Origin of the sequence: Leuconostoc garlicum (genome assembly GCF_001998805.1) — a bacterium.
Taxonomy (GTDB): Bacteria; Bacillota; Bacilli; order Lactobacillales; family Lactobacillaceae; genus Leuconostoc; species Leuconostoc lactis.
In genome coordinates this window covers 1,408,524-1,434,176 of sequence record NZ_CP016329.1, presented here as the reverse complement: position 1 = coordinate 1,434,176, position 25,653 = coordinate 1,408,524, and the positions used below count along the sequence as shown (strand labels likewise).

Sequence of the window (25,653 nt, the reverse complement as noted above, 5' to 3'; positions counted from 1 at the left end):
TTTTTTTATGGCCTTTTTTCTTGCAAACATGTGGTGAAAGGCGCAAAATGAAGCCATATTATAGTGAAAATTTGGAGTGAGCTGCTGATGGCAAATGACGTTTTACAGGTGCAAAACTTGGACAAGTTTTTTGGTCGGTTTCATGTTTTAAAGCAAGTCACATTTACGATTCACCAAGGTGAGGTATTTGCTTTACTGGGGCCTAATGGCGCGGGGAAATCAACCTTAATTCGTACTATTTTGGGACTATTAAAACCAAAATCTGGGCAAGTGACGTTAAATGGCCACAATGCCTTAACAGATATTGTGGCTACCCATCAACGGATTGCTTACGTGCCAGGGGATGTTTATTTGTGGCCCAATTTAACCGGCGGTGAAATTATTGATCTGTTGTTGCGGATGGGCGGTCACGACCATACGGCCAAAACAGATGTGTTGATTAAAAAATTTGCGCTCGACCCAACCAAAAAAGCGCGCACTTACTCGAAAGGTAATCGCCAAAAGGTGGCGTTGATTGCCGCATTTTCAGCCGATGTCGACTTGTATATTTTTGACGAACCAACCAGTGGGTTAGATCCCTTACAGGCGCCTAATTTTCAGTCGGAAGTATTGGCGCTGAAAGCAGCCAATAAAGCGGTGTTATTAAGTTCTCATATTTTAGATGAAGTTGAAAAGACAGCGGATCAAATTGCGATTATTCGACAGGGCGAAATTATTGAAACTGGTGAATTACAAGATTTGCAGCATATCGCCAACCTTAATGTGTTAGCGATTGTCACCAAAGACGCCACTGGATTGGCCACAACGTCTGGGGTGACGAACTTGAAACAAGACGGTCAGCGTTTGACTTTTACTGTCTCGCACGATGGGCTAGCGGTAGTGACCCAACAATTGGCACAATTTGGTTTAAAAGATTTACGCATAACGCCACCAACTTTAGAAGAAATCTTTTTGACTTACTATCAGGATGGGACAGCGCATGAACAATAAGCTTGCAAAGACCACTCAGTTGACGTGGTTTTACCTCAAAAAAGATTGGCTGGTCTTGACCCTTTGGTTCGTGATTGTTGGGGGCTTGAATTTGGTCATTGCCGCCATTTATAACCAGATTTATGGGACACCTGCGCAAGTACAAAGTATTGTGACAACTTTAAAAACGCCGGCCATGGTCGCACTTTTTGGCTCATTACCACCATTAAAGACGTATACGACCTTTGATATTGCAGTAGGGGAAATGTTATTATTTACCATCATGATGATGGTGGTGATGAATTTTCAACTGGTCATTAAAAATACACGCGCCGAGGAAGAAAAAGGCGTCAATGAGCTGTTACGTAGTCTCGCCGTGGGTAAATTCGCCCAACCGATGGCCGTCTTAATTGAAGTGATGAGCATCAATGTGGCGATTGCTTTAACTGGTCTATCCTATCGGGTGTTAAATGGGGCTACCTGGCCGGCGACACTGTTATTTGTAGCGGGATTATTGAGTAGTGGCTTATTGTTTATGAGTATTGGGCTGCTGACCGCACAGCTTGCACGGCAGGCACGATTGGCGACCGCCATGGGGTATTTGATTTTTGGTGTGATGTTTGTTGGGCGCATGGTGACAGACACCGTCAAGCCGCAACTCACTTGGTTATCACCGTTAGGTTGGGTGGAAAAGAGCCAAATTGGCGCGACAAACAATTGGCTACCCGTGATATTATTAGTATGTTTAAGCCTCGTGATCATTGGTGGGAGTCTGTTGTTGTTAGCGACGCGCGATTTGGGGACAGGTCTTGTCAGTATCAGTGCTGGACCTGCGACGGCACCCAAATCCTTGCGTGGTTGGCTTAGCTTACAAGTGCGTTTAGAACGGACCAGTTTTGTGATTTGGTTACTGGGGTTGAGCACTTTGGGGATGAGTTATGGCGCCATTTTTCATCAAATTAAACAACTAGCGGCCAACAACGCTGTCTTAAAAAATTTATTGGGCACGTCAAAAATGACGCAACTTGGTGATCAAATTGTGCTGGTCTTCATGCACACCATTTTAATTATGCCAGTCACGGTCGCCAGTATCGCTGGGCTCATTGCCATGGGTCGCTTTAAGCGTGATTTAGAAAATGGCACGATTGATTTAATTAGTGCGCATGCCATTAGCCGATTACGCCTATATGTCGGCTATGTTGGCAGTGGGGTGCTGTTCACATTAGGCGCATGGCTTGCTGCCATTTACAGTATGTTTGTAGCTCAAGCGATTGTGATGCCAACGCCCATTACGATTACCAAATTTAACGCGGTAGCAGTTAATGCGTTCCCGATTTTGCTATTTTTTGTCGGTTTAGCGGCAGTTTTGTTGGGATGGTTGCCAAAGTGGTATCGATTGGTTTATTTGGCCCTAGGGCTTAACTTTTATATGCTGTATTTAGGTAAAATGCTCAAAATGCCAGAATGGTTGATTCAAGTTATGCCGAGCTCATGGGTTGCGCAAGTACCGCTATCGGCAATTGATTGGGGATCATGGGTCGTCGTATTAACGCTTGCCTTAGCGTTGATTGGGTTAGGCTATCTCGGTTATCGTCAAGGAGATTTACGTGATTAAACATGTCACAACTTGAAAATAGAATCGATTTGATTGGCTTGGGTAACTTACGATAGAATGAAAGGTGTTGTCTGATCATGAGATGAGGCAATAGCGAAAAGAGAGTAACGGAATTTAAACATGACAGAATTAGTTTTGACCGAGTTATCAGCAACAGCGCTTGCAGCGCGTGTTGCAGCAAGCGTAGGCTTGTCGCAAAAGCAAACCCAAGCAACTTTGACGTTATTAAATGATGGGGCAACAGTGCCTTTCATTGCACGTTATCGTAAGGAAATGACCGGCGAATTAGACGAAGTGCAAATTCGTGACATTCAAGCAGCTGCTAAAAAAGTGCAGGATGTGGTGGATCGTCAGCATACGGTGTTAAAGGCGATTTATGAACAACAACAATTAAATCCACAATTGCAGGCAGCTATTCAAGCCGCAACAACACTACAAGCAGTGGAAGATTTATATTTGCCTTATAAGCAAAAGCGGCGGACAAAAGCCATGATTGCGCGAGAAATGGGCTTACAACCGCTAGCTGACCGCGTGATGGCAGACCTGGCGGCACCAATCAACTATGCTGAATTTATCAATAATGATTTACCAACAGTCACGGCTGTGCAAGCTGGTTTACATGAAATTTTAGCTGAACAAATTGGTGAAAACGCGACCTACCGACAATGGCTGCGGACACGCATGCAACGCGATGGTGTTTTAGTGGCTACGCTAAAGCGTGGTGGGCGTGAAAAAGACCCACAAGAAGTTTATGGGCAATACTATGCGTTTAGTGAACCCATCAAGACACTGACTAACAATCAGTTCCGTATTTTAGCTGTTAATCGTGGGGAAAAGGATGGCGTGCTGTCTGTTAAAATTGATTTTCCTGAAGCACGTATGTATCACTTTATGCAAACGACAATGCGTCAGGGACAAGCAACAGATGGAGAAGGTTTTCAGGTGCTCCAACGCGCGATTGAAGATGCCTACAAGCGCTTTATTCAACCTGCGGTTGAACGTGAAGTGCGTCAAACCTTAACGCAAGGGGCCCAAGCACAGGCAATTCAAGTTTTCGGTCAGAATTTGTATCATTTACTTATGCAAGCGCCGTTAAAGGGACAAGTGGTAATGGGCTTTGATCCAGGGTTCCGAACGGGTTCTAAACTGGCCATCATTGACGCGCAAGGTAAATTCCTGAAAAAGCAAGTGATTTATCCGCATAAGCCCGCCAATGCCCAACAACGGGCAGATGCGGCCAAAATATTTAAGACATTGGTGACGACGTTTAACGTGCAATTGGTCGCTATTGGTAATGGGACAGCATCCCGTGAATCAGAAGAATTTGTGGCGGCGAATTTACCGCAAGGGGTAAAATATGCCATTGTGAACGAAGCAGGTGCGTCAGTCTATTCAGCATCGGATGCCGCGCGTCAAGAGTTTCCTGATTTGCACGTGGAAGAACGATCAGCGATTTCCATTGGTCGTCGTATTCAGGATCCACTGGCTGAACTGATTAAAATTGATCCAAAATCCGTCGGGGTTGGTCAATATCAACATGATTTGAATACGAAAGCTTTGGATGAACAAGTTGACGCAGTGGTCGAGACAGCTGTTAACCAAGTGGGGGTCAACTTAAATACTGCAAGTGCGGCGCTTTTAACCCACATTGCAGGTTTGAACCAAACGTTAGCACAAAATATTGTTGCTTATCGTGAGGCTAATGGTGAGTTTAAGTCCCGCGTGGCGTTGAAAAAAGTGCCACGCTTGGGACCAAAGGCGTACGAACAAGCAGCTGGTTTCTTACGAATAGTATCAGGTGATAATGTGTTGGATAATACAGATATTCACCCAGAAAGTTACGCCGCCGCTCAGGCGTTGTTGGCGTTAGCCCAAGTATCCCATAATGAGTTAACCACACCGGCGGCTAATCAAAAGTTACGCCAGTTAGATACGATGGCAACAGCTAATCAATTAGGTATTGGGGTACAAACGCTGCATGACATTGTTGGAAGTTTACAAAAACCAGGCCGTGATGGGCGATCAGAAATGGTGGGCGCCTTGTTAAAGTCAGATGTTTTACATATTGATGACTTAAAGCCCGGCATGAAGTTGCAAGGCACGGTGCGCAATGTCGTTGATTTTGGGGCTTTTGTTGACCTTGGTGTCAAGCATGATGGGTTGGTGCATATTTCTCGGCTAGCGAAACACCGTGTTAAAACACCGGCCGATATTGTGGCTGTTGGGGATATTGTCGATGTTTGGGTAGTTGAAATTGATACAAAACGCCAACGTATTGGTTTAACGATGATTCAACCGGAGGAAAGTACTGCATGATAATTCGCGCTGCAACGCAAGCTGATCAAGATGCAATTTTACAATTAGAACAAACAATTTTTGATGCCATGGATTTGGCGATCTATGATGAATTAAGTGTGGCTGATGTGCAGGCAGCCTGGCGCTTGGCTGTGACACAATCAGATCAGTCGCGTTATCACTACCGGCGCGCTTTGGTGGCACAAGATGATGCCGGTCAGGTCATTGGGGTTTTGTTTGGTTATCCAGATACTGATGAACCCGTGCTAGACACCGCAATGCAAACTGTTTTAGCTGATCAGTATAGTTATCATCGTTGGTTATTTGAAGATTCTGAAGTCTTTGAGAACGAATGGTATATTGATTCTGTCGTTGTCACGTCTGCGGCACGTGGTCAAGGTGTCGGTCAGGCGCTGCTGAAAGCCGCCGAAACGCGGGCACGACAAGAAGATCGCCATGTGATTGGTTTAAATGTCGATGATTCAAATCCTGACGCAATGGCGCTGTACCAACGTTTAGGGTTTGTGCCGACAGGAGACTTAATGATTGAATCGCACCACTATACACATATGCAAAAAAACCTAATCTAAAAAAGGATGCCATTGGCATCCTTTTTTAGAAGAAAAAATATTTTTTCTTTGGGCGTAGATAAGAGAAACCTTCACCCAATTGTTCTTGCGCTGTGAAGATTGAAACAAACGCTTTTGGATCAATTTCTTCAATAATGTGTTGAACCGTGTTGACTTCAGAAGGGTCGACAACAGCGTAGACAACGCGTTGTTCGCGGTGAGAATAACCCCCCTCAGATTTTAACAAACTAGTCCCACGTTCTAATTCTGCCATAATGGCATGTGAAATTTCTTCTGGATAGTCTGTGAAAATCATAAATGACCGAGCCGTATAAGCGCCTTGCTGCGTGAGTGCTAGGACTTGAGCAAAAACGAACGAGGCGATTAAGGTATACATCATGTGCACAATATCAATGTAGATCAGGGACAAAAGTAGGACTACTGCATCTAATGCAAACATAGTCCGACCAATTTGAATGCCAAATTTTTGTTCCATAATGCGTGCAACAACATCTGTCCCGCCGGATGTGCCACCAAAGCGGAAAACAATTCCTAGACCAGCACCGGCAACGATACCGGCAATCAAACCAGCGATTAGCATATCTTGATTCAGAGCTGGTGGCGTCGGAAACACTTGCCAGATATAGAGCCAAATTGACAGTGATGTAATCCCCCAAATGGTATATATCAGGGCACGCCGACCGAGAATGCGGTAGCCAATAAAGAGCAATGGAATATTTAAGATAAAGGTTGTATAAGCCGGATTCCAGTTGAATAGGGCTTTTAAAATCAAAGTGATCCCAGATATACCACCTTCAGCCAAACGGTTGGGGATGTTCACATTGATTAGTCCCCAGCCGTAGAGGCCGGTACCAACGGCAATCATAATCACATCTTTGATTGAGATACGTTCTAAATTTGTTTTGAGCATACGTGATTTTTCTCCTCAAAGGCACTAATCTAATCTTATCATAAAATCAGTTAGCAGAAGCAGAATGATAGTTATTCTATGTTATAATAGAAAACAATGAGAGGTAAGGTATGACAGATTACGATTATCATCGCCCTAAATTTAAGAAACAAGGCCATCCTATTCGCAATTTTTTCATTGTGTTAGCCGGCCTTGTTGTGATTAGTTTAGGTGTGTTTCTCTATATCACCTATTCAACATCACAAAGTACGTCGACGAGGATTCAAACGCAGACGCAATCCAGCAAAACGATTGATGAAACGATTGATTCGACAACAGGTAGTGCCGCCAGTCAATCTTCGAGTCAGCAACATTCAGCTGCATCATCAAGTAGTAGTCAGGCAACACAAAGTTCAAGTGCTTCAAGCAGCCAAAATGATAGCATTAAAGAGTCAGCGCAACTTAAAGGGAAGCCAATTAGTGAGGCAATAGCTTGGGCAAAAGCGCATGGCCGTTATTATTCATGGTCGATTACGTCCGGTGGTAACAATGCGGTTGTGACGGCTGTGATCGATGATGGGCGCAATATTAATTTTGTCGCCTCAGCACCATAAAAATTAAGTAAAGAAGTTTAGGCTATGCCCCACAAAATTTTAACAATCGCTGGTTCCGATACCCTTGCAGGTGGCGGACTTCAAGCGGATTTAGCAACATTTTCCAACTATAACCTTTTTGGCCTAAGTGTGACCACAAGTATTGTGACGGTGACACCAGATGACTTTCAAATTTTCCCGCTTGATTTAGCAGTGATTGCGGCACAATTAGAATCAGTTTTAGCGCTTGATGATATTATTGCTGTTAAGGTTGGCTTATTGCCAACACTTGATATTGTTCGCCTTGTTGCCAAATATCTACGGGATGTTAATATCCCGATTATTGTTGATCCGGTGATGGTATTTAAGGAAACCACGCAAGTCGAGACAAAAGATATTGTGGCTTGTTTAATCGATCAGTTTGTACCGTTAGCAACGGTGGTGACACCCAATCTACGTGAGGCTGAAATTTTAACCGGCCAAACTATTACTTCGCGGGCGGATATGGTGCAAGCGGCGCAACGACTCGTGGCGCTTGGCGCCCAAAACGTCTTATTAAAAGGTGGGACCTTGTTGGCCGGTGATGAGGCGGTTGATGTGTTATATGATGGGACAACAGCGACATTTTTGACGCAAGCGAAAATTCCGGAAGCTAAGATGTACCATAACGGCGCCGGTTGTACCTTATCAGCTAGTTTAGCGGCAAATCTTGGTCAAACGGCTGATGTTTTAGCCGCCGCACAAGATGCGAAAGAATTTGTCTGGTATGGGATTAAGTATGGTGTCGATTTAAATCACACTTTTGATGTTGGAAATGTCTGGCAAGGCGCACGGAGGGCCGAAAAATGAAAGAAGCACAACACACAAAGCACTTGGCAATTTTGGCAGTGATTATTGCCTTTAATGTCGCCTTATCTTATATCGTTAAAATTCCCGTACCAGCAACAAACGGTTTTGTGAATTTAGTTGAAGCGGGTATTTTTATTGCGGCACTATTAGGTGGTGCACGAAGTGGGATGATTGTTGGCGGTTTGAGTGGGTTGTTGCTTGACTTGCTTGCTGGTTATCCGCAATGGATGATTTTTTCATTAGTGATTCATGGTCTTGAAGGCTATGTTGTTGGATACTTTGGTTATCAAAAGCGCGTCTCAAGTCAGGTCGTTGGCTTGATTTTAGGGTCAGTGATTATGGTCGTGGGTTATTTGTTGGCTGGGGCCTTGCTTTATAATTGGGCTGCCGGCGTGGCTTCCATCATTGGTAATATTGCTCAAGCCGTCATGGGCTTGATTGTTGCATTAGTTTTGATGCCAGTCTTTAAGTGCATGCCACAAGTGAATTTAAAAAATTAAACATAAAGCGACGGGTTCTGCCTGTTGCTTTTTCATGTGAAGAGGTAGCAATATGATGACATATCACGAAACGCGCGCGTTGGCTCAAAGCGACTTACAGCAACTCTATGCGGCACTTGAAACAACTGAATTTGGCGCTTACTTTGCGACACCCACTGATAATACTTTACGTTTTGGCATTGGCGCAATCGCTACGGCAAAAACGGCTCAGGCATTACAAGGTGCGGTTGTTTTTGGTGCGCAGTCATTTGATGAACAAGAGTACCCGCAGTCTGAATTGATGGCGGGTTTTTGGTTTGTCCCCGAAGTGATGGTGACCATCGCGGCAGATAAAATCACGTTCGGATCAGATACCGTATCTGATTTTACGACGTGGCTGGCGCAGTTCGTGCCAAAACAGCCAAATACGGTGACCACTAGTCATGTGACAGATGAAGTGGATTGGATCGAACGGACAGAGAATTTGATTGATACCTTAGCCATCGATCAAACCTTAGCCAAAGTCGTTTTTGGTCGGCAACAGACCCTGCAGTTATCTGACACGTTACGACTGGCACAAATTATTCGTGCGTTAGCTGAGCAGACGAATACGTATCATGTGGTTTTAAAGCGACATGATGAATTGTTTATTTCAGCAACACCGGAACGATTAGTGGCTATGTCAGATGGTCAGCTCGCTACGGCGGCGGTCGCTGGGACAAGCCGCCGTGGTACGAATGGAGCTGACGATATTGCATTAGGCGAAGCGTTGTTAGCCAGTCAGAAAAACCGCATTGAACATCAATATGTCGTGGCAAGTATCACGACACGCTTGCAAGACGTGACGACGTCGCTAAAGGTGCCGGCCACGCCAAGTTTACTCAAAAATAAGCAAGTTCAGCATTTGTACACACCAATTACAGGGGACATTGCGGCACATTTAAGTGTGACCGTGATTGTTGACCGTTTACATCCAACACCAGCACTGGGTGGCGTCCCACGTGAAGCGGCCCTGCATTATATTGCGACCCATGAGAAGACACCTCGTGGCTTATTTGCCGGTCCGATTGGTTATTTTACTGCGGATCATAGTGGCGAATTTGTGGTTGGTATCCGTGCCATGTATGTGAATCAAACGCAGCGACGGGCAACGTTATTTGCTGGTGCCGGGATTGTGGCTGACTCCGATGCGCAACAAGAATATGAAGAAACTGGGTTGAAATTTGAACCCATGCGGCAATTGTTAAAGGACTACAATCATGTCGAATGAGACGTTAACAAAAAATACGAAATATTTGTTACAGGCGCTTTTCCAAAGTGGGGTGCGACATTTTGTGGTCTCACCTGGCTCACGGTCAACGCCCATTGCTTTACTGCTGGCTGAATTTGCCCATCAACAAGATCAGCTGCAGCTATATATTGATGTCGATGAACGGTCAGCAGGCTTTTTTGCCTTAGGGATTGCCAAAACGTTACAGCAACCAGTCGCTTTGCTAGGCACTTCTGGCACAGCAATTACAGAATACACGCCAGCGGTAGCAGAGGCTGCTATTTCACATGTTCCTTTGATCATTTTATCAACAGATCGACCAGCTGAGCTGCAACAAAATGGCGCACCGCAAACATTGTCACAACAGCGTCTATTTGGTGACTTGACGAAGCAATATCTTGAAGTCACGTTACAAGATCCACATCCGGATGTGACCGCTTATATTGATTTTATGGTCCAAAAGATGGTACAGCGCATCGTATCTGCGCCGCAAGGCCCATTACAAATTAATTTGCCCTTACGGAAACCACTGATGCCAGTGCTTCATGATCCGGAACCGATTATCATTGCGCCGGTTGATTTTGAGACACCGACACCACACTTTGCTCCACAACAACTGGCTTATCAGCAGGTTGTGATTTTAGCCGGTCCGAATGAGGGGCCATCTTATCAACAAGCGTTGGCCCAATTTTCTCGTGCTAATCATGTGCCTGTGATTGCGGATGTGTTGAGTCGGGCGCGTACCCCAGAAACGATTTATGGGGTTGACGCTTTAATTAAAGCGGGCAAACTGGCAACTGTGCCCAAACCAGACCTTGTTATCCGTTTTGGGGCAACGCCTGTTTCGGCCAGTGTGCTGCAATGGTTACGCCAAGAAAATATTCCTGTCTGGCATGTTGATGAACAGGCTGGTACCGACCATTCAAGGCATATTTCACGCGCGATTATGCAAACGCCACAGACGTTTTTAAAGCATGTGACAGTTGCTAATCAGCCAACGTTTTATGCGCAATGGCAAACACTGAATCAAGTGCCACGCCACCCAATTGGTGAACTCGCATTACCACACGTACTAGATCAAATTGTTGCCCCCCAAACCCCGATTTTTGTGGCCAACAGTATGGCGATTCGTGATATGGATGATGTCTTTACTGGGCAAAGGACGCAACAAATTTATGCTAACCGTGGTGCCAATGGCATTGATGGGGTTGTGTCAACGGCAATGGGGATGAGTAGCACCACGCAGCAGCGTAGTGTGTTACTCACCGGTGATTTGACCTTGTTCCATGACATGAATGGTTTGATGATGGCCCGACAATATCAATTGCCGATTGATATTATTGTGGTCAATAATGATGGTGGGGCGATTTTCTCATTTTTGCCACAAGCGGCTGAACCAGATTATTTTGACTTATTGTTTGGGACACCGTTGGGCTTAGATATGGCAAAAATTGCCGCTTTATATGAGATGCCCTTTGTTGATTTGACGACACCTGATGATTTAGAAAAGGTGCTGGCACAGACGGTCAACGGACCGCGTCTTATCGCCTACACGAGTGATCGGCAGGCCAATGTGGTGGCCCATCACCGCTTTATAGGTGAGCCAGATGACTGAGCAAGTGGTCAACATTGCGGGTTATCCGTACCAGGTGACCTATCAAGAAAATTCTTCAACTCAGGATAAGTGGCTGCTATTACATGGTTTTATGGGCTCGCGGCATGATTTTGATCAGTTAATCTCGGCATTACCCGGGACCGTGTTGGCAATTGATTTATTAGGTTTTGGCGCTAGTGCACCTGAGGTGACGCGCGTTGAACGCTTTACAATGGCGAACCAAATCGCTGATTTGCAAGCGATTTTGATCGCTTATGATTGGGAAAAAGTGCATGTATTCGGCTATTCAATGGGCGGACGTTTGGCTTTGGGATTTGCGATTGCACACCCTGAACAGGTGGCGAGTTTAATCTTAGAAAGTGCGACAGCTGGTCTCCCAACTGCTGCCGATCGCGCGGCGCGACGGCAAGCTGATGCGGCAAAAGCGGCGCATATCAGACAAGATTTTCCGAGTTTTGTGACAGCCTGGGAAGCACTCCCATTATTTGCTTCGCAACAACAATTACCAGCGCACCAACAACAGCAAATGCGACAACAACGGCTGCAACAACGACCTGAAAATGTGGCGCAGTCACTGATTGGTATGGGCACCGGGTCCCAACCGAACTTTTGGCCAAAATTGGCAGAGGTGACGGTCAAAACCTTACTGATCGTTGGCGAAAAAGATGTTAAATTTAACCAGTTAGCTGATAAAATATTACAACAATTGCCAAATGCACAAAAGGCTGTGATTGCTGATGCGGGACATAACGTGCATTTTGAACAGCCAAACCAGGTGATTGCGAGGTTAAAAGCCCATGTATCACGTTAAAAAAATGGTCACTTGGTCAATTCAATTAACTTTAAACCAACCATTTACAACAGCGCATGGCATCACCACAACCCGACCGCTCACACTGGTACAATTGACCGTTTATGATGACACGACAGTGCAAACGGCCATAGGATATGGCGAAATTCAATCGTTTGCGGATTATCATTATGCATTAGAAACGCAAAGGACCAGTCAAGATATTGTCGACACTTTAATCAAACCAGTGATTGGTACTTGGCAATTTACCTCACCGAGTGATTTTGCTGCGCAGCTGGCGCGGATAACCCCCTTTGGGTCGTTTGCGAAAGCGGGCGTTGAAATGGCAGTTTGGGATGCAGTCGGTAAGCTCACTCAGCAGTCATTGCAGCAAATGTTGGGGGGCGTCAAACCGGAAGTCCCAGTCGGGATAGTACTTGGAATGCCAGTAACGGACCAAGCCATTCGTACAGCCATACAGCAAGGATATCGACGGATTAAATTAAAAATTGATGGTCGACAAACGGATCTACCAGCGTTAATGAACGTGTTAGCGCGCTATCCCGAGCAACAGTTTTCGCTGGATGCCAACAGCAGTTTTAATCCTGAAACGGCTATGCAATTAAAGGCACTTCCTGCCAATGTCTTGTTTGTGGAACAACCCTTTGGCGAACACGATTTTACTCAGCATGCTGCGCTGCAACGCCAAATGAAACAACCGCTGAGTTTGGATGAAAGCGTGAATAACCTAGCTGACGTGGCAACCGCCATTGCCTTACATGCTGCTTCAGCAGTTACGATTAAGCAAGGGAAAATTGGTGGGATTACAGCTGCTGTCACGGCGATTAAATTATTACACCAAGCAGGCTTTCAACCATGGATTGGTGGGATGTTAAGCAGTAATTTAGGACGTGGGGTTGATTTAGCCTTAGCGAGTTTACCAGAAATCAGCATCCCCGGTGATATTTCTGCTAGTTCACGCTATTTCACTTCAGATATCACGACGGCGGATTTGCAGGTGCGCCAAGGTTTGATGACCGTGCCAACCGCACCGGGGATTGGCCTAACCCTAAAAGATAGCCAAATTATGGTATGATATTACAGTAGAAAGAAGGGTATAGTTCATATGAATAATTTTAACTTCCAGAACAAAACGGCGATCCGTTTTGGGAAAAATGTGATTGACACCGAATTACATGATGCAGTGGCCCAATTTGGTCAACGTGTATTACTTGTATTTGGCGGTGGGTCAATTAAGCAATCTGGTTTGTATGACCGCGTACGGGCCGCCTTAACGGATTTGGAAGTTGTCGAATTATCAGGCATTGAACCCAATCCGAAAATTGATTCTGTTCGTGCCGGGCAAGATTTGGTAAAAACACATGACATTGATGTGGTTTTGGCTGTCGGCGGTGGTTCGGTGATTGATGCGGCTAAAGTCATTGCATCATCAAAGTTTTATGATGCTGATCCATGGGATTTGGTCGTTGAGTCATCAAAGCGTTATGAAATTGCGCAATTACCTGTGGTAGATATTTTGACTTTGTCAGCCACCGGCACAGAAATGAACTTGGGGTCAGTTATTTCAAATCCCGAAACCAACCAAAAGCTAGGCACTGGTGGTCCTAACTCACCAGCCGTATCCTTCTTGGATCCAACGCTGACATTTTCTGTGTCACCATGGCAAACAGCCGCGGGGGCGATTGATATTTTCAGTCATTTGACGGAACAATATTTTGACCAAACACCAAACGATGTCACGTCAGGGATGATGGCAGGGTTATATCGTGCAGTAATCAAAAATGCGCCCATCGCGTTGGCTAATCCTAATGATTATGACGCGCGGGCAGCTTTAATGTGGGCCTCAACAATGGCATTGAATGGCTTAGTTGACGTGGGTAACACGAATGGTTGGACTGTTCATCCTATTGAACACGAATTATCGGCTTACTATGACATTACGCACGGCGTTGGCTTGGGAATTATGACACCACGTTGGATGCAACGGAGTTTGTCAGCAGAAACGCAACCACGTTTTGCCCAATTTGGTCGTGATGTCTGGTGCTTGACCGGTGATGATGCAACAGTTGCGCAAGGTGCCATTCAAGCCACATTTGATTGGATTAAGTCATTGAATGTACCAACAACTTTGCCAGGTGTCGGGATCACGGATGATACCCATTTTGACGCGATGGCCAATAGTGCTGTGACAGTTGGCCATCTTGATCAAGCGGCTTATGTAACGCTACAACCGCAAGATGTCGTGGCGTTATTCCAGGCAGCGATGACGGATGACGGCTTTGTCAAGTAACACTTTAAGTTCAGCACTTGTTGCTGGCTTTTTTGTTAGGGAATTATGAGTGAATAGTCATAATGTGACGTGTTATGATATACTAGAATTAAAGGAATTTAACCATGGATAGTGTCAATTTATCGCCCCGTTTAGCCGCGGTGGCAAGTTTTGTACCAAAAGGTGCACGCCTGGCAGATATTGGATCTGATCATGCCTATTTGCCAGCACATTTATTATTAAAATCACATATTGATTTTGCGGTTGTCGGTGAGGTGGCCAAAGGCCCTTTGGAAAACGCACGGCAAGAACTGAAAAGACAACGGTTATTAGCTGCTACAGCGCTTCGTTTAGCGGATGGTTTAGCGGCTGTGACGGACGACGATCAGGTGGATACTGTGACGATTGCTGGTATGGGCGGGATTTTAATTCGCGACATTTTAGCAGCAGCTAAGCAACGGGGACAAAGTTTTACAACACTAATTTTGCAACCCAATACGGATGAACAGGTTGTGCGCGAGTGGTTAGTGCAGCATGGGTATCAGATTACGCATGAACGTATTGTGCAAGAAGAAAAACATTTTTATGAAATTATTGTGGCCAAGCCAGGCAACCAAACATTATCAGCGCAAGATCTCGTGTTTGGACCGTTTTTACGCGATGAGCAATCACCTGCCTTTAAAGCGAAATGGCAAAAAGAAGCAGATCGGATTAGCTTGATTTTTGAACGTCTGACTGCGGCTGGTAAAACTGATACACCAGCTTATCAACAATGGCAAGCTCGTTTTCAAGACATTCAAGAGGTGTTGTCATGATTACAGCACAAATGTTAATTGATCAAATTGAACAGTTTGCACCAAAGACATTGGCCGAAGTGGGTGATCCCACAGGCTTGCAAATTGGTGATCCCAAGCAACCGATTCACCGGGTGATGACGGCACTTGATGTGCGGCCAGAAGTGGTGGCTGAAGCGATTGCGCAGTCGGTTGATTTTATCTGGGCACATCATGAAGCGATGTTTTTCCCGGCTAAAAATTTAGATTTGAGTCAACCACAAAACCAAATGTATGCTGATCTGATCAAGCATAATATTGTGGTCTATGCCTCACACACTAACCTAGACAGTGCTGCGGGCGGCATGAATGATTGGTTGGCTGATGCGTTAGCCCTCACCGCGGTTGAACCCCTAGTGCCGAATGCCGATGGGCGTACCGGTTTGGGGCGCATTGGCGTGTTAGCCACGCCAATTTCGGTGGCTGATTATGCTGCCCAATTACGGACGCGCTTTGGCGTTCAAACTCTGCGGGTTATCGCCAATGACTTGACTAAACCAATTCAAAAAGTAGCCGTCTTGGGTGGTGATGGGGGGCGTTATTGGCAACAAGCTCAAGCAGCCGGCGCCGATGCCTTTGTGACCGCTGATGTTTACTATCATGTTGGGCATGATATTTTGGCGGCTGGGTTTGTGGTGATTGACCCTGATCATCATATGGAAGCCATTGCAGCTACGCCGATGGCAGCCAAAGTACATGAGTGGTTTGGCGAGCAGCTGACAGCATTTCCGACAACAACTAACACGGATCCATACACCTATATCTAAGATTTCGGGGACGTCCGGACAATTTGTCGGCCAAAAGATAGAAAGGATCGCGATTCGACATGCACAGTGTCGTGAATCAAGAATAGATTATGACAAGCGAAAAATATCCTGAATTAGTATCACGTTTTTTGAAATATGTTGCGGTGGATACCCAATCAGATGAGACGGCAACAACAGTCCCATCTTCCCCTAAAGAAGTGGCCTTTTTGGCTGACTTAGCAGCTGAATTACAAGCAATTGGTCTGGAAAATGTCCGGACCATGGCGGATGGTTACGTGTTTGCGGAACTGGCAAGTAACGTTGATGATGACAGTGTGCCAACGATTGGTTTTATTGCCCATGTTGATACGGCAGACTTTAACGGCGCCAATGTGCGACCACAAATTATCGAAAATTATGATGGTCAAGCAACGATTCCATTGGGTAACAGTGGCTATGAACTTAACCCAGATGATTTCCCAAGCTTGAAAAAGTATGCGGGTCATACGTTGATTACAACAGATGGGACAACGCTACTTGGCGCTGATGATAAAGCTGGGGTTGCTGAAATTATCACAGCGGCGCAATATTTGATTGCCCATCCTGAAATTAAGCACGGCCCATTGCGTTTTGCCTTTGGACCAGATGAAGAAATTGGCATCGGCGCGGATCACTTTGATACGGCAGCCTTTGGGGCGGATTTTGCTTACACGGTTGACGGTGGCCCAGCTGGTGAATTAGAATGGGAAACTTTTTCGGCTGCTGGTGCAACCGTGACAATTCAAGGCCGTAATGTGCATCCAGGTACGGCAAAAGACACCATGATCAATGCAATTCAAGTGGCTTTTGATTTCCATGCGCAATTACCAGAACATGACCGACCAGAACATACTGCTGGCCGTGAAGGTTTCTGGCATGTGATGCAAGTTTCTGGGAACCCAGAAGCAGCGGAATTACGTTATATTGTTCGTGATCATGATCGCGCAACATTTGAAGCGCGTAAGCAACGCTTGTTAGACATTGCTGAACAATTCAACCAATCATTTGGGGAAACCCGTGTGACGGTCACGCTTAAAGATCAATACTATAACATGGGTGAAATCTTAAAAGACGACATGCGTTCTGTTGACTTGGCGGAGAAGGCGATGCAAGAATTGGGCATAACACCCTTGATTGAACCTGTACGTGGTGGCACAGATGGTTCAAAGATTACGTTCTTGGGCTTGCCAACACCAAACCTATTTGCTGGTGGCGAGAACATGCATGGCCGGTTTGAATATGTCTCAACGACAACCATGGCGCAAGCAACGGATACCATTTTGAAAATTATTGCCTTAGCTCAGCAATAATATAAGCGCAATCGCTTGATTGCGCTTTTTTTGTTACAATAGAATAGATCAAATTTTTAGGGGACAAGGATGCGAAAGTATGTGACGATTGGCAGTATTGTGTTGTTACTGGTCGGTTTAGGCGTCGGCATTTGGCTGACCATGAAAAAACCAGCACTGAATACAGCGACACCGCAACAAGCTGCCAAAATAGCCAAGGTGAATAAAGTGGCATTGGTCGCATTGGGTGATTCACTGACGGCAGGTGTTGGCGATGATGGCAAGCAACAAGGCTACACGGGTCGGATTGCCAAGCAGATACAACAACAGTATGCTGTCAAAGTAACCATGGCCAATTATGGGCGTTCGGGGGATCGCTCTGATCAAATCCAGCATCGCTTAGCAACACAACCAAAAATGCAGTCAGACATCCAACACGCGCAAGCGATTATCCTGACGGTTGGTGGCAATGATTTGCAACAACTCCTCCTTAAAAACCAATCAGCACAATCCCCTGAAGCGTTGACTAAAGCCGTTAAAGCGGGGCAGTCGGCGTACCGTCAGCAGTTGCGGACACTCTTTGAGACGATTCGACAGTACAATCCCGATGCACCGATTTACATTTTTGGGAATTATAATCCGATTTTTGTTCATTTTCCGAATCGGCAAGATTTCAATACGGATGTTGCGCTGTTTAATGCGATTAACCAGGAAGTGGCCAAAGCGGATAAAAATAGCCACTATGTCGACGTATTTGGTTTAACTTATGGGCAATATCGCACCGAAAGTGCGCGTCAAAAATTCATCGCATCAGCAGAGATCGCCGATCAAACAACTAAAAATCCCGATCAGTTCATGACAAAACTAGCTGAAAAGCCAGCCTTTACGAACGACTGGATTAGTACAACAGATCATTATCACCCCAATAAAAAAGGGTATGACTTTATGACGACCCAATTATTTGAACAAATGAGACGAGGACAAGCTGCATGGCTGACAACCCCTTAACACGACCGAAAGTTGCAAAAAGATCACCAAAAATTTGGTTTTGGGCTTTTTGGACCTTAGTGCTCTTCTTGCTTCTAGGTATCGGCACCACTTATTATTTGGCCACTCAAAAGACGCCAATAACTGATTCACCGGCTAAAATTGCCAAAAGTGATGCCACCTTTGACGTGACGTTAAATACCAAACAGGTCAATGCCTTAGTTGATTATTATTTGAAAGATACGCACACTGAAAATTATACTTTTCGAGTTGGCGACACGATTACTTTGTACGGGCAGACAAAAATGCTGGGCGATACCTTTCGTTTTGGCTTAGCCATGACACCAGAAGTGACCAAAAATGGGAATGTGATTTTAACGGCAAAAACGTTACGCGTTGGTAATTTACCCTTACCAATCGGTGTCGTGATGCAATATGTGAAACGCAGTTATCACGCGCCAAAGTTTGTGACGATTAATCCTGGTAAACAGCAGATTTTTATTGATATGTCAAAATTACCAGTGACAAATGGGCTATCATTTCGCGCCAAAATTATTGATTTAAAAGCAGGGCAGTTTGTCTTTGAAGGGGGGCTTGAAAATGGCAAATAGTGCACGGTCATTTTATGATTGGTTGATGACAAATCGTAACGCGGTGGCTGCAGATGAAATACAGCAGTTTGCCAATAACGCTTTTTTGGACTTAACTTTTCCAAAGCAAAGCACAGATTTTGATGATATTTCAAATTATTTAGAAGAAAATGCGTCTTACTTGACCGAAATGTCAATCTTTGATCAAGCTTGGGAACGCTATCAAGCAGGACGATAAAAAATAGGATGGAGGAACTGCTGGCACAAATTGTTGGCAGCAAGGACGAATATGGCACAAATTATTCAATGGTTCCCTGGTCATATGGCCAAAGCCTTTCGCCTGATGCGCGAAAATTTAAAGTTAGTGGATGTAGTTTTTGAACTGGTGGATGCGCGCATTCCTGAAAGTTCTCGTAACCCAGAAGTTGATAAGTTAATTGGTTCAAAACCACGCTTACTCATCATGACGAAAGCTGATTTAGCGGATCCTGAGCAAACACGTGCTTGGAAGCAACACTTTGAAGCCCAAGGGCACACAGTGCTAGTGTTGGATACCCGTGACCCACGAACACCACAGTTGGTGACAAAGGCGGCGCGCCGTGCCGTGGAAGCTAAAAAGGCCGCGCAACTGGCCCGTGGGATTCAAGATCAACCCATTCGGGCACTGATTGCGGGGATTCCTAACGTTGGTAAGTCCACTTTACTGAACCATCTGGTGATGAAAAACGTTGCCCCAACTGCGGATCGACCTGGTGTGACGAAGAAGGTTGCGTGGCTTAAAACGCCAACCAAGCTCGAATTGCTTGATTCACCGGGTGTGTTGTGGCCGAAATTTGAAGATCAAACCGTTGGGTTGAAATTAGCCTTAACTGGCGCCGTCAAAGACACGATTTTTGCTAAGGATGATGCGGTCTTGTTCTTACTTGATTTCTTCCGTAATTACCGACCAGAGGCGATTATTTCACGCTACCATTTAGATGCGAACGTGTTTGATGAGGCCAGTGTGCAAATTTTGCTGGACATTACGCAAAAACTTGGCTTCAAGGACGATTATGAAAAGGCCAGTGAACGTGTCTTAAATGACTTGCGTAAAGGCAAACTTGGGCCCTTTACTTTAGATCTTCTTGACATGTAAGTGATATGGCAGAAACAATTGCACAAATTAAAAATAGTCTTAAAGCCATATCGGATCCAGCTGATCCGCGTTTAGCAAATTGGCGGCAAGATAGTCGGACTGGCGTTCAACAGGCGTTGCAGCAATGGGACAAGCAACAATTGAAATTAGCAGCCAAACGCGAGAATTTCAAAACCCGTTTTACCTTTGAAGCCCAACAGTGGGATCAAGGGCTGTCTCATGTTGCTGGTGTTGATGAGGTTGGACGCGGGCCCTTAGCAGGGCCAGTGGTGGCAGCAGCGGTTATTTTGCCGCATGATTTTGCAGAACTCGACGTGATTGATTCTAAGCAACTGTCTGAAAAAATGCGCGACCAATTATTTGATCGCATTATCGCCCAAGCACTGTCGATTGGGATTGGCGTGGTTGATGCCGCGGTGATTGATGACATTAATATTTACGAGGCAGCGCGCTTGGCCATGACGCAAGCAGTCGCTGAACTGGCACCTGAACCAGATTACTTATTAATTGATGCGATGACGTTGCAGACTGATATTCCCCAGTTATCGTTGATTAAAGGGGATGCTAGGAGTAATTCCATTGCGGCGGCTAGTATTATTGCAAAAGTGACCCGTGATCGCATGATGACCGATTACGATCGGCAATATCCGGGTTATGGTTTTGCACAACACGCTGGTTATGGCACCAAAGCACATTTGGCTGCACTGGCAGAACTTGGGGTGACGCCAATTCATCGCCGGTCATTTGGACCAGTCAAATCCGTGATTGCAGAAAAAAAATAACAAAAAAAATACCAAGCACAGGGTGTGTTGGGTATTTTTTTGGCTGTCATCGAGTCAAACGTCACAAAAGTGTTTACAGTATTAGAGTGACATAATATAATTAAAGTCTGTCTAAAAACTTTAAGTGTTTACTGAGTGAGTAAACAGATTGTTTTTAATCAAACAAAAAATCTATTCGAGGTATGTATGAGTTGAAAAAGATGCTTTTACTGATGAGTTCAGTTGTCGTTATTGTAGGTGGGTTAGCGCTACTTAAGCAGCAGCTGTTGCGTGAGCAACCCGGGAAACAGGGTCGTCACCAAAAAATGCTGCATATCTATAATTATGGTAGTTACATTGACCCTGACCTACTAACACAGTTTACGAAACAAACGGGTTATCAAGTGAGTTATGAAACCTACGATTCCAATGAATCCATGATGGTGAAATTAAAACAAGGGGGATCTAATTACGATCTAGTGTTCCCCAGTGAGCCTTTTGTTACAAAATTAGCCCAAGATCAGTTATTAGCATCCCTAGATCCTCAAAAGATTCATGGGTTAGAAAATTTAAATCCCATACTATTAAATCAGTCATTTGATCCAAACAATCACTACTCGTTGCCTTATTTTTGGGGAACAACGGGAATCATGTATAACACCAAGGTCTTTTCAAAGGATGAAGTTGATACCTGGGCCAAATTGTGGGCACCTAAGATGAAGGATCAAGTCATGTTGATCGATGCACCACGTGAGTCAATTGGCATGGGGTTGCAAGCCTTAGGTTATTCTGAAAATGATCATGATCCAGCACACATTCAGGCGGCGCGAGAGAAATTGGCTGCCCTAGCACCAAACGTTAAGGCAGTTTTAAATGATGAAATTCGCGCCTATGTGACGTCCGGTGAGGCCAACGTGGCTGTGGCTTATTCTGGTGTTGCAGATTATGCGCATGCCATTAACCCAGATATTGACTATGTGATTCCCAAAGATGGCGGGTCAGTTTGGACGGATAATATGTCGATTCCGAAAAATGCCCAGAATAAGGCGGGGGCCTATGCCTTTATTAATTTTTTACTTGATCCAAAGAACGCTGCACAAAATGCTGAATATGTCGCGTATTCAAGTCCCAATCTTGCCGCTAAAAAGTACTTATCAAAAGAGATTACGTCAGATAAGATTCTCTATCCTCAGCGCAGTAAATTAGCGAAGGTGGAACATTATGAAAATTTGACAGATAAAACGGTACAAGATTATAGTAATAACTGGTTAGAAGCCAAAATGGCAATGGCTAACGGAGGAAAATAATGGTAACTTTGTTAAAAAGTCAAGCAATCTTTGATGTTGATACACAAACAACTTTTGCTGGATCAATTGCTGTTGATGGGCAAAAAATTACGGCCGTCTATCGCGAACCAGTTGATGAAGCGGCGTTTGATTTGGTTCGCAATTTTGGTGACCAAATGATTCTGCCAGGATTTGTTGATGCGCACCAACACACCTATGTGATCTCATTAGTGCAGGCTGGGGCATTAACACCCATTGATTATGGGACTGTCCCAGAAGTTTTGGCTCAGTTGGCTGATGTCGCCGTTTTCTCTGGTTGGAAAATTGCCATGGGTTATTATGCGAGCGAATTTGGGTCTGATGTCCCCCCAACAGCAACAGATATTGATGCTGTTGAATCAGAAACACCCGTGATGTTAGTCGCTGGTGATGTGCATTCAATTTGGCTGAATAGTGCCGCATTAGCAAATATTCATGTTTCTGAAGAAGATTTGGCTGTTGCAGGTGGTGAAATTTTCCGTGATGAATCAGGTCAGATGACAGGCTTTTTCACAGAAGGTATTGCCACGCATATTTTAAACCAAGTGTTGGAAACACTGGTTGAGAGTATGCCGGAAACTTATTTAAACTATTTTCGCGAATTAAACCAACAAGGGGTGACGAGTGTTGGGGTTTTGGCCGTTTCTGGCCGTGCTGAACAAGATCTCGTGAATGAACAGTTATTTAAGGCGATTGAAGATAACATGACGGTACGCGCAGCCTTATTCCCAGGGATGCGGCAAGACGAAACACGTTTGCAAGCACTGTTAGCTGATTTTGAGAACACCGATCGCGTCCAAATTGCTGGGACTAAGCAATTTTACGATGGGGTGACCAGTACACAAACCGCTTACATGGTGGATGAGTATACGCCAGGTTCCGGTGAAAAGGGTGCACCAATGTTACCTGACGAGACCCTGCATGCGTTAATTGCCCGCTCTAATGCTTTGGATTTACCAATTCGTGTCCATGCGATTGGCGATCGTGCCATTCGCGAAACGTTAATGGCCTTTGAAGAAGCAGAAAAGACAGCGCCTTTGTCAGCTGGCAAGCGTAATGTCATTGAACACCTAGAGGTCTTCAATCCAGCTGATTTACCACGTCTACAACGCACCAAGGCGATTTTATCCGTGCAACCTAGTCACGCACTGATTGGTTATGAACTCTTGTGGAAAGAAGTTGGTTACCATCGTTTACCATGGATGTTTACATTCCGTGATTTTCTTGCACACGGGGCCACACTTGCCTTCAGTACTGATGCGCCGGTGGTGATTGGCCAAACACCTTTGCAAACGATTTTCCAAGCTGTGACGCGACGGACGTTAGCCAATAAAGCTGGGGTTGGCCTTGGCTTTGACCAAGGTGTAACGATTGGGCAAGCAATAACAGCGCATACGCTGCATGCAGCGCAAGCCAACCAACAACAAAATGTCGGTCGTATTGCACCTGGCTATTTCGCTGATTTAGCCATTGTCAGCCAGAATTTATTGACCACACCAGCTGATCAATTATTGATCGTTGAGAATGTTGCCACGATGTTTGATGGCCAATTTGTTTGGGAAAAATAAGAAAAAGCAACGATTCCGATCGTTGCTTTTTTGTTTATAACAAAGTAACTTCGCGCTTGTTTAACATAATCACACCGTTGCGCGTTAACTTTTTGAGTAGTCGGCTCAATGTTTCGGGTGCAATTTGTAAGGAGGCCGCGAGTTCTTTTTTGGTCACGGTTAATTGAAAAGTTTTGGTTTGTTTTGCTGCAGCCATGTCTTGAAAATACTGTAACAACCGTTCGTCAGCGTTTTGTAAGGACAAACTGATTTGACGCTGTTCTAGCGTTGTTAAACGCTCACCGTAGGTATTAAGCATTTGAATCGCGAGGCTCGTATTTTGTTGCAATAATTTCTGGAAATCAGCACGACGAATCATGCAAATTTGAGAATCGACCTTGGCCCGTGCAAAATGATGATGCCGTGTATCGGTAAAAAGAGCCGCTTCAATATCCATTTGGTGAGCATGCAAAGAATACAACAGGAGTTCTTGACCACTGTCGTTAATATTAAAAATATCGACTTGCCCAGAATCAACTAAAATAAGGGCAGATAAATCATCATCAGGTTCGTAGATATAGCTACCAGCGGGGTAACTTTTTTGATGGACAGAAATGTTAACGAGCTGGGTGATGATATCATCGGATAATTGTGAAAAAATAGGGGCCGCTTTCACGCAATTAAATTCTGAATGTGACATTTTTCACGCTTTCTTGACCTAAGTCAATTATTTTGAGGTAATTTGATTATACAATAAAACTATCAAGAATGGAAAGTTCTTATGGAGGATACACATGAAAATTGTTATTATTGGCTCAACCCACGCAGGAACAGCCGCCATCAAATCAATCAAAAGTCATCATCCAGAATCTGAAATCGATGTTTATGAGAAGAATGATAATGTGTCTTTCTTATCATGCGGCATTGCTTTATCAGTGCAGGGTGAAGTTAAAAACATTGATGACCTCTTTTACTCATCCCCAGAAATCTTAAGCGATTTAGGTGCTAATATTCACATGAAACATGAAGTGACACATGTGGATACAAAAAATAAAACAATTACTGTCAAAGATTTAACGACTGACGCAGTGTCGACGGTGACGTACGATAAATTAGTCGCCACGACGGGTTCATGGCCAGTGGTACCACCAATTCCAGGTATTGAAGATGACCGCATTGTGTTGTCAAAAAATTACACACATGCTAAAGCATTGCTTGATTATGCCAATGATCCAAAAATTCAACGCGTTGTTGTCGTTGGTGGGGGGTATATTGGTACTGAACTTGTGGAAGCTTTCAATGTGAAGGGACGGGAAGTAACCTTAATTGATAATCAACCAACGGTTTTGAATCGTTATTTTGATGCTGAATTCACACAAAATGTGGCCGATTTATTTGCATCACATGGCGTGACGGTCGCAACCGGTCAACTGGTACAAAGTTTTGAGAATACGCCGGATGCTGTTGTTGTGAAAACAGATCAAGGTGACTATCCAGCTGACTTAGTCATTATGTCTGTTGGCTTCCGACCTAACACACAATTATTTACTGGACAATTAGATATGTTGCCAAATGGCGCTTTAATCGTCAATGACTATATGCAAACTAGTCACCCTGATGTTTTTGCTGCCGGTGATTCAGTTGCAGTGCACTATAATCCAACAGGAGACCATGACTATATTCCTTTGGCCACAAATGCCGTGCGTCAAGGGACACTCATTGGCTACAACCTGGTGGAACCAACGCTAAAATATATGGGCACCCAAGCAACATCAGGGCTTAAGCTTTATGATTTGAACATGGCTTCTTCTGGTCTGACTGAGGCCCACGCTAAAGCATCTGGCATTGATGCTGATAGTTTGACAATGACTGATAATTTCCGACCAGAGTTTATGTCATCAACTGAACCGGTATTGATGACCATCACTTGGGAGCGTCAAACAAAGCGGATTCTAGGTGTGCAACTTCAGAGTAAATATGATATTTCTCAATCAGCTAATGCCGCTTCAATTGCCATTCAAAATCAGATGACTTTGGCTGATCTCGCCTTTGTGGATATGCTTTTCCAACCATGGTTCGATCGCCCATTCAATTACTTGAATCTCTTAGCACAAGCAGCTATGGCAAAGGTGGCGCAAGAAGAAGCAAACGCCTAAC

Annotated in this window: 25 protein-coding genes; 23 read left to right on the top strand and 2 right to left on the bottom strand. The window is 44.7% G+C overall.

Annotated features, from left to right (window positions below; all coding sequences use genetic code 11):
• Positions 1-87 precede the first annotated feature (87 nt).
• The 4 genes from A9176_RS07230 (at position 88) to A9176_RS07215 (ending at position 5,469) form a co-directional block, all read left to right on the top strand.
• Positions 88-990: an ABC transporter ATP-binding protein gene (locus A9176_RS07230; RefSeq protein WP_077282927.1), complete on the top strand. Its 903-nt coding sequence runs from the start codon at positions 88-90 to the stop codon at positions 988-990.
• On the top strand, positions 980-2,584 hold the full coding sequence (locus A9176_RS07225; protein WP_077282925.1) for an ABC transporter permease: 1,605 nt from the start codon (positions 980-982) through the stop codon (positions 2,582-2,584). Before A9176_RS07230 ends, A9176_RS07225 begins: the two co-directional genes overlap by 11 nt.
• 120 nt (positions 2,585-2,704) lie before the next feature.
• The gene (locus A9176_RS07220; RefSeq protein WP_077282923.1) at positions 2,705-4,900 is read left to right on the top strand and encodes a Tex family protein; all 2,196 of its coding nucleotides are present in this window, start codon (positions 2,705-2,707) and stop codon (positions 4,898-4,900) included.
• Positions 4,897-5,469, top strand: a complete 573-nt coding sequence (locus tag A9176_RS07215; RefSeq protein ID WP_077282921.1) for a GNAT family N-acetyltransferase — start codon at positions 4,897-4,899, stop codon at positions 5,467-5,469. Before A9176_RS07220 ends, A9176_RS07215 begins: the two co-directional genes overlap by 4 nt.
• Positions 5,470-5,494: 25 nt before the next feature.
• On the opposite strand, the gene A9176_RS07210 is transcribed toward A9176_RS07215, so the two are convergent.
• Positions 5,495-6,379: a YitT family protein gene (locus tag A9176_RS07210; protein ID WP_010004063.1), complete on the bottom strand. Its 885-nt coding sequence runs from the start codon at positions 6,377-6,379 to the stop codon at positions 5,495-5,497.
• Positions 6,380-6,489: 110 nt separating this feature from the next.
• Here A9176_RS07210 and A9176_RS07205 point away from each other — a divergent pair, with 110 nt between their 5' ends.
• From A9176_RS07205 to A9176_RS07120, 18 genes are all read left to right on the top strand, one after another.
• A complete protein-coding gene (locus A9176_RS07205) occupies positions 6,490-6,972 on the top strand; it encodes a hypothetical protein (protein WP_077282919.1) in 483 nt (160 codons plus the stop codon).
• A 24-nt stretch (positions 6,973-6,996) separates the two neighbouring features.
• Entirely contained in the window at positions 6,997-7,800 is an 804-nt protein-coding gene (locus tag A9176_RS07200; protein WP_077282917.1) for a bifunctional hydroxymethylpyrimidine kinase/phosphomethylpyrimidine kinase, read from the top strand.
• Entirely contained in the window at positions 7,797-8,300 is a 504-nt protein-coding gene (locus A9176_RS07195; protein ID WP_077282915.1) for an ECF transporter S component, read from the top strand. Before A9176_RS07200 ends, A9176_RS07195 begins: the two co-directional genes overlap by 4 nt.
• 55 nt (positions 8,301-8,355) lie before the next feature.
• On the top strand, positions 8,356-9,549 hold the full coding sequence (locus A9176_RS07190) for an isochorismate synthase (RefSeq protein WP_077283273.1): 1,194 nt from the start codon (positions 8,356-8,358) through the stop codon (positions 9,547-9,549).
• A complete protein-coding gene (gene menD, locus A9176_RS07185; protein ID WP_077282913.1) occupies positions 9,539-11,164 on the top strand; it encodes a 2-succinyl-5-enolpyruvyl-6-hydroxy-3-cyclohexene-1-carboxylic-acid synthase in 1,626 nt (541 codons plus the stop codon). Before A9176_RS07190 ends, menD begins: the two co-directional genes overlap by 11 nt.
• A complete protein-coding gene (gene menH, locus A9176_RS07180) occupies positions 11,157-11,975 on the top strand; it encodes a 2-succinyl-6-hydroxy-2,4-cyclohexadiene-1-carboxylate synthase (protein WP_077282911.1) in 819 nt (272 codons plus the stop codon). The genes menD and menH overlap by 8 nt, the downstream gene beginning before the upstream one ends.
• A complete protein-coding gene (gene menC / locus A9176_RS07175) occupies positions 11,962-13,050 on the top strand; it encodes an o-succinylbenzoate synthase (RefSeq protein WP_077282909.1) in 1,089 nt (362 codons plus the stop codon). Before menH ends, menC begins: the two co-directional genes overlap by 14 nt.
• A 30-nt stretch (positions 13,051-13,080) precedes the next feature.
• Positions 13,081-14,265, top strand: a complete 1,185-nt coding sequence (locus tag A9176_RS07170; protein ID WP_077282907.1) for an iron-containing alcohol dehydrogenase — start codon at positions 13,081-13,083, stop codon at positions 14,263-14,265.
• A gap of 104 nt (positions 14,266-14,369) precedes the next feature.
• On the top strand, positions 14,370-15,059 hold the full coding sequence (locus A9176_RS07165) for a tRNA (adenine(22)-N(1))-methyltransferase (protein WP_077282905.1): 690 nt from the start codon (positions 14,370-14,372) through the stop codon (positions 15,057-15,059).
• Positions 15,056-15,844, top strand: a complete 789-nt coding sequence (locus A9176_RS07160) for a Nif3-like dinuclear metal center hexameric protein (protein ID WP_077282903.1) — start codon at positions 15,056-15,058, stop codon at positions 15,842-15,844. The genes A9176_RS07165 and A9176_RS07160 overlap by 4 nt, the downstream gene beginning before the upstream one ends.
• An 89-nt stretch (positions 15,845-15,933) precedes the next feature.
• On the top strand, positions 15,934-17,172 hold the full coding sequence (gene pepT / locus A9176_RS07155; protein WP_010004049.1) for a peptidase T: 1,239 nt from the start codon (positions 15,934-15,936) through the stop codon (positions 17,170-17,172).
• Between the two features lie 69 nt (positions 17,173-17,241).
• Positions 17,242-18,159: a GDSL-type esterase/lipase family protein gene (locus A9176_RS07150; protein ID WP_077282901.1), complete on the top strand. Its 918-nt coding sequence runs from the start codon at positions 17,242-17,244 to the stop codon at positions 18,157-18,159.
• Entirely contained in the window at positions 18,141-18,749 is a 609-nt protein-coding gene (locus A9176_RS07145; RefSeq protein WP_048700816.1) for a YpmS family protein, read from the top strand. The genes A9176_RS07150 and A9176_RS07145 overlap by 19 nt, the downstream gene beginning before the upstream one ends.
• On the top strand, positions 18,739-18,966 hold the full coding sequence (locus A9176_RS07140) for a YozE family protein (RefSeq protein ID WP_010004046.1): 228 nt from the start codon (positions 18,739-18,741) through the stop codon (positions 18,964-18,966). Before A9176_RS07145 ends, A9176_RS07140 begins: the two co-directional genes overlap by 11 nt.
• Before the next feature lie 51 nt (positions 18,967-19,017).
• Entirely contained in the window at positions 19,018-19,863 is an 846-nt protein-coding gene (gene ylqF / locus A9176_RS07135; protein WP_077282899.1) for a ribosome biogenesis GTPase YlqF, read from the top strand.
• Positions 19,864-19,868: 5 nt separating this feature from the next.
• A complete protein-coding gene (locus tag A9176_RS07130; RefSeq protein ID WP_077282897.1) occupies positions 19,869-20,645 on the top strand; it encodes a ribonuclease HII in 777 nt (258 codons plus the stop codon).
• A gap of 182 nt (positions 20,646-20,827) precedes the next feature.
• Positions 20,828-21,931, top strand: coding sequence for an ABC transporter substrate-binding protein (locus A9176_RS07125; protein ID WP_077282895.1), 1,104 nt, complete (start codon positions 20,828-20,830; stop codon positions 21,929-21,931).
• Positions 21,931-23,517: an amidohydrolase gene (locus A9176_RS07120; protein ID WP_077282893.1), complete on the top strand. Its 1,587-nt coding sequence runs from the start codon at positions 21,931-21,933 to the stop codon at positions 23,515-23,517. The genes A9176_RS07125 and A9176_RS07120 overlap by 1 nt, the downstream gene beginning before the upstream one ends.
• Positions 23,518-23,551: 34 nt before the next feature.
• Here A9176_RS07120 and A9176_RS07115 read toward each other — a convergent pair whose 3' ends face one another.
• Positions 23,552-24,196, bottom strand: coding sequence for a Crp/Fnr family transcriptional regulator (locus A9176_RS07115; protein WP_029510194.1), 645 nt, complete (start codon positions 24,194-24,196; stop codon positions 23,552-23,554).
• Between the two features lie 94 nt (positions 24,197-24,290).
• Here A9176_RS07115 and A9176_RS07110 point away from each other — a divergent pair, with 94 nt between their 5' ends.
• Positions 24,291-25,652 (top strand): FAD-dependent oxidoreductase, encoded by a 1,362-nt coding sequence (locus tag A9176_RS07110; RefSeq protein WP_077282891.1) that lies wholly within the window; start codon positions 24,291-24,293, stop codon positions 25,650-25,652.
• Position 25,653 lies beyond the last annotated feature (1 nt).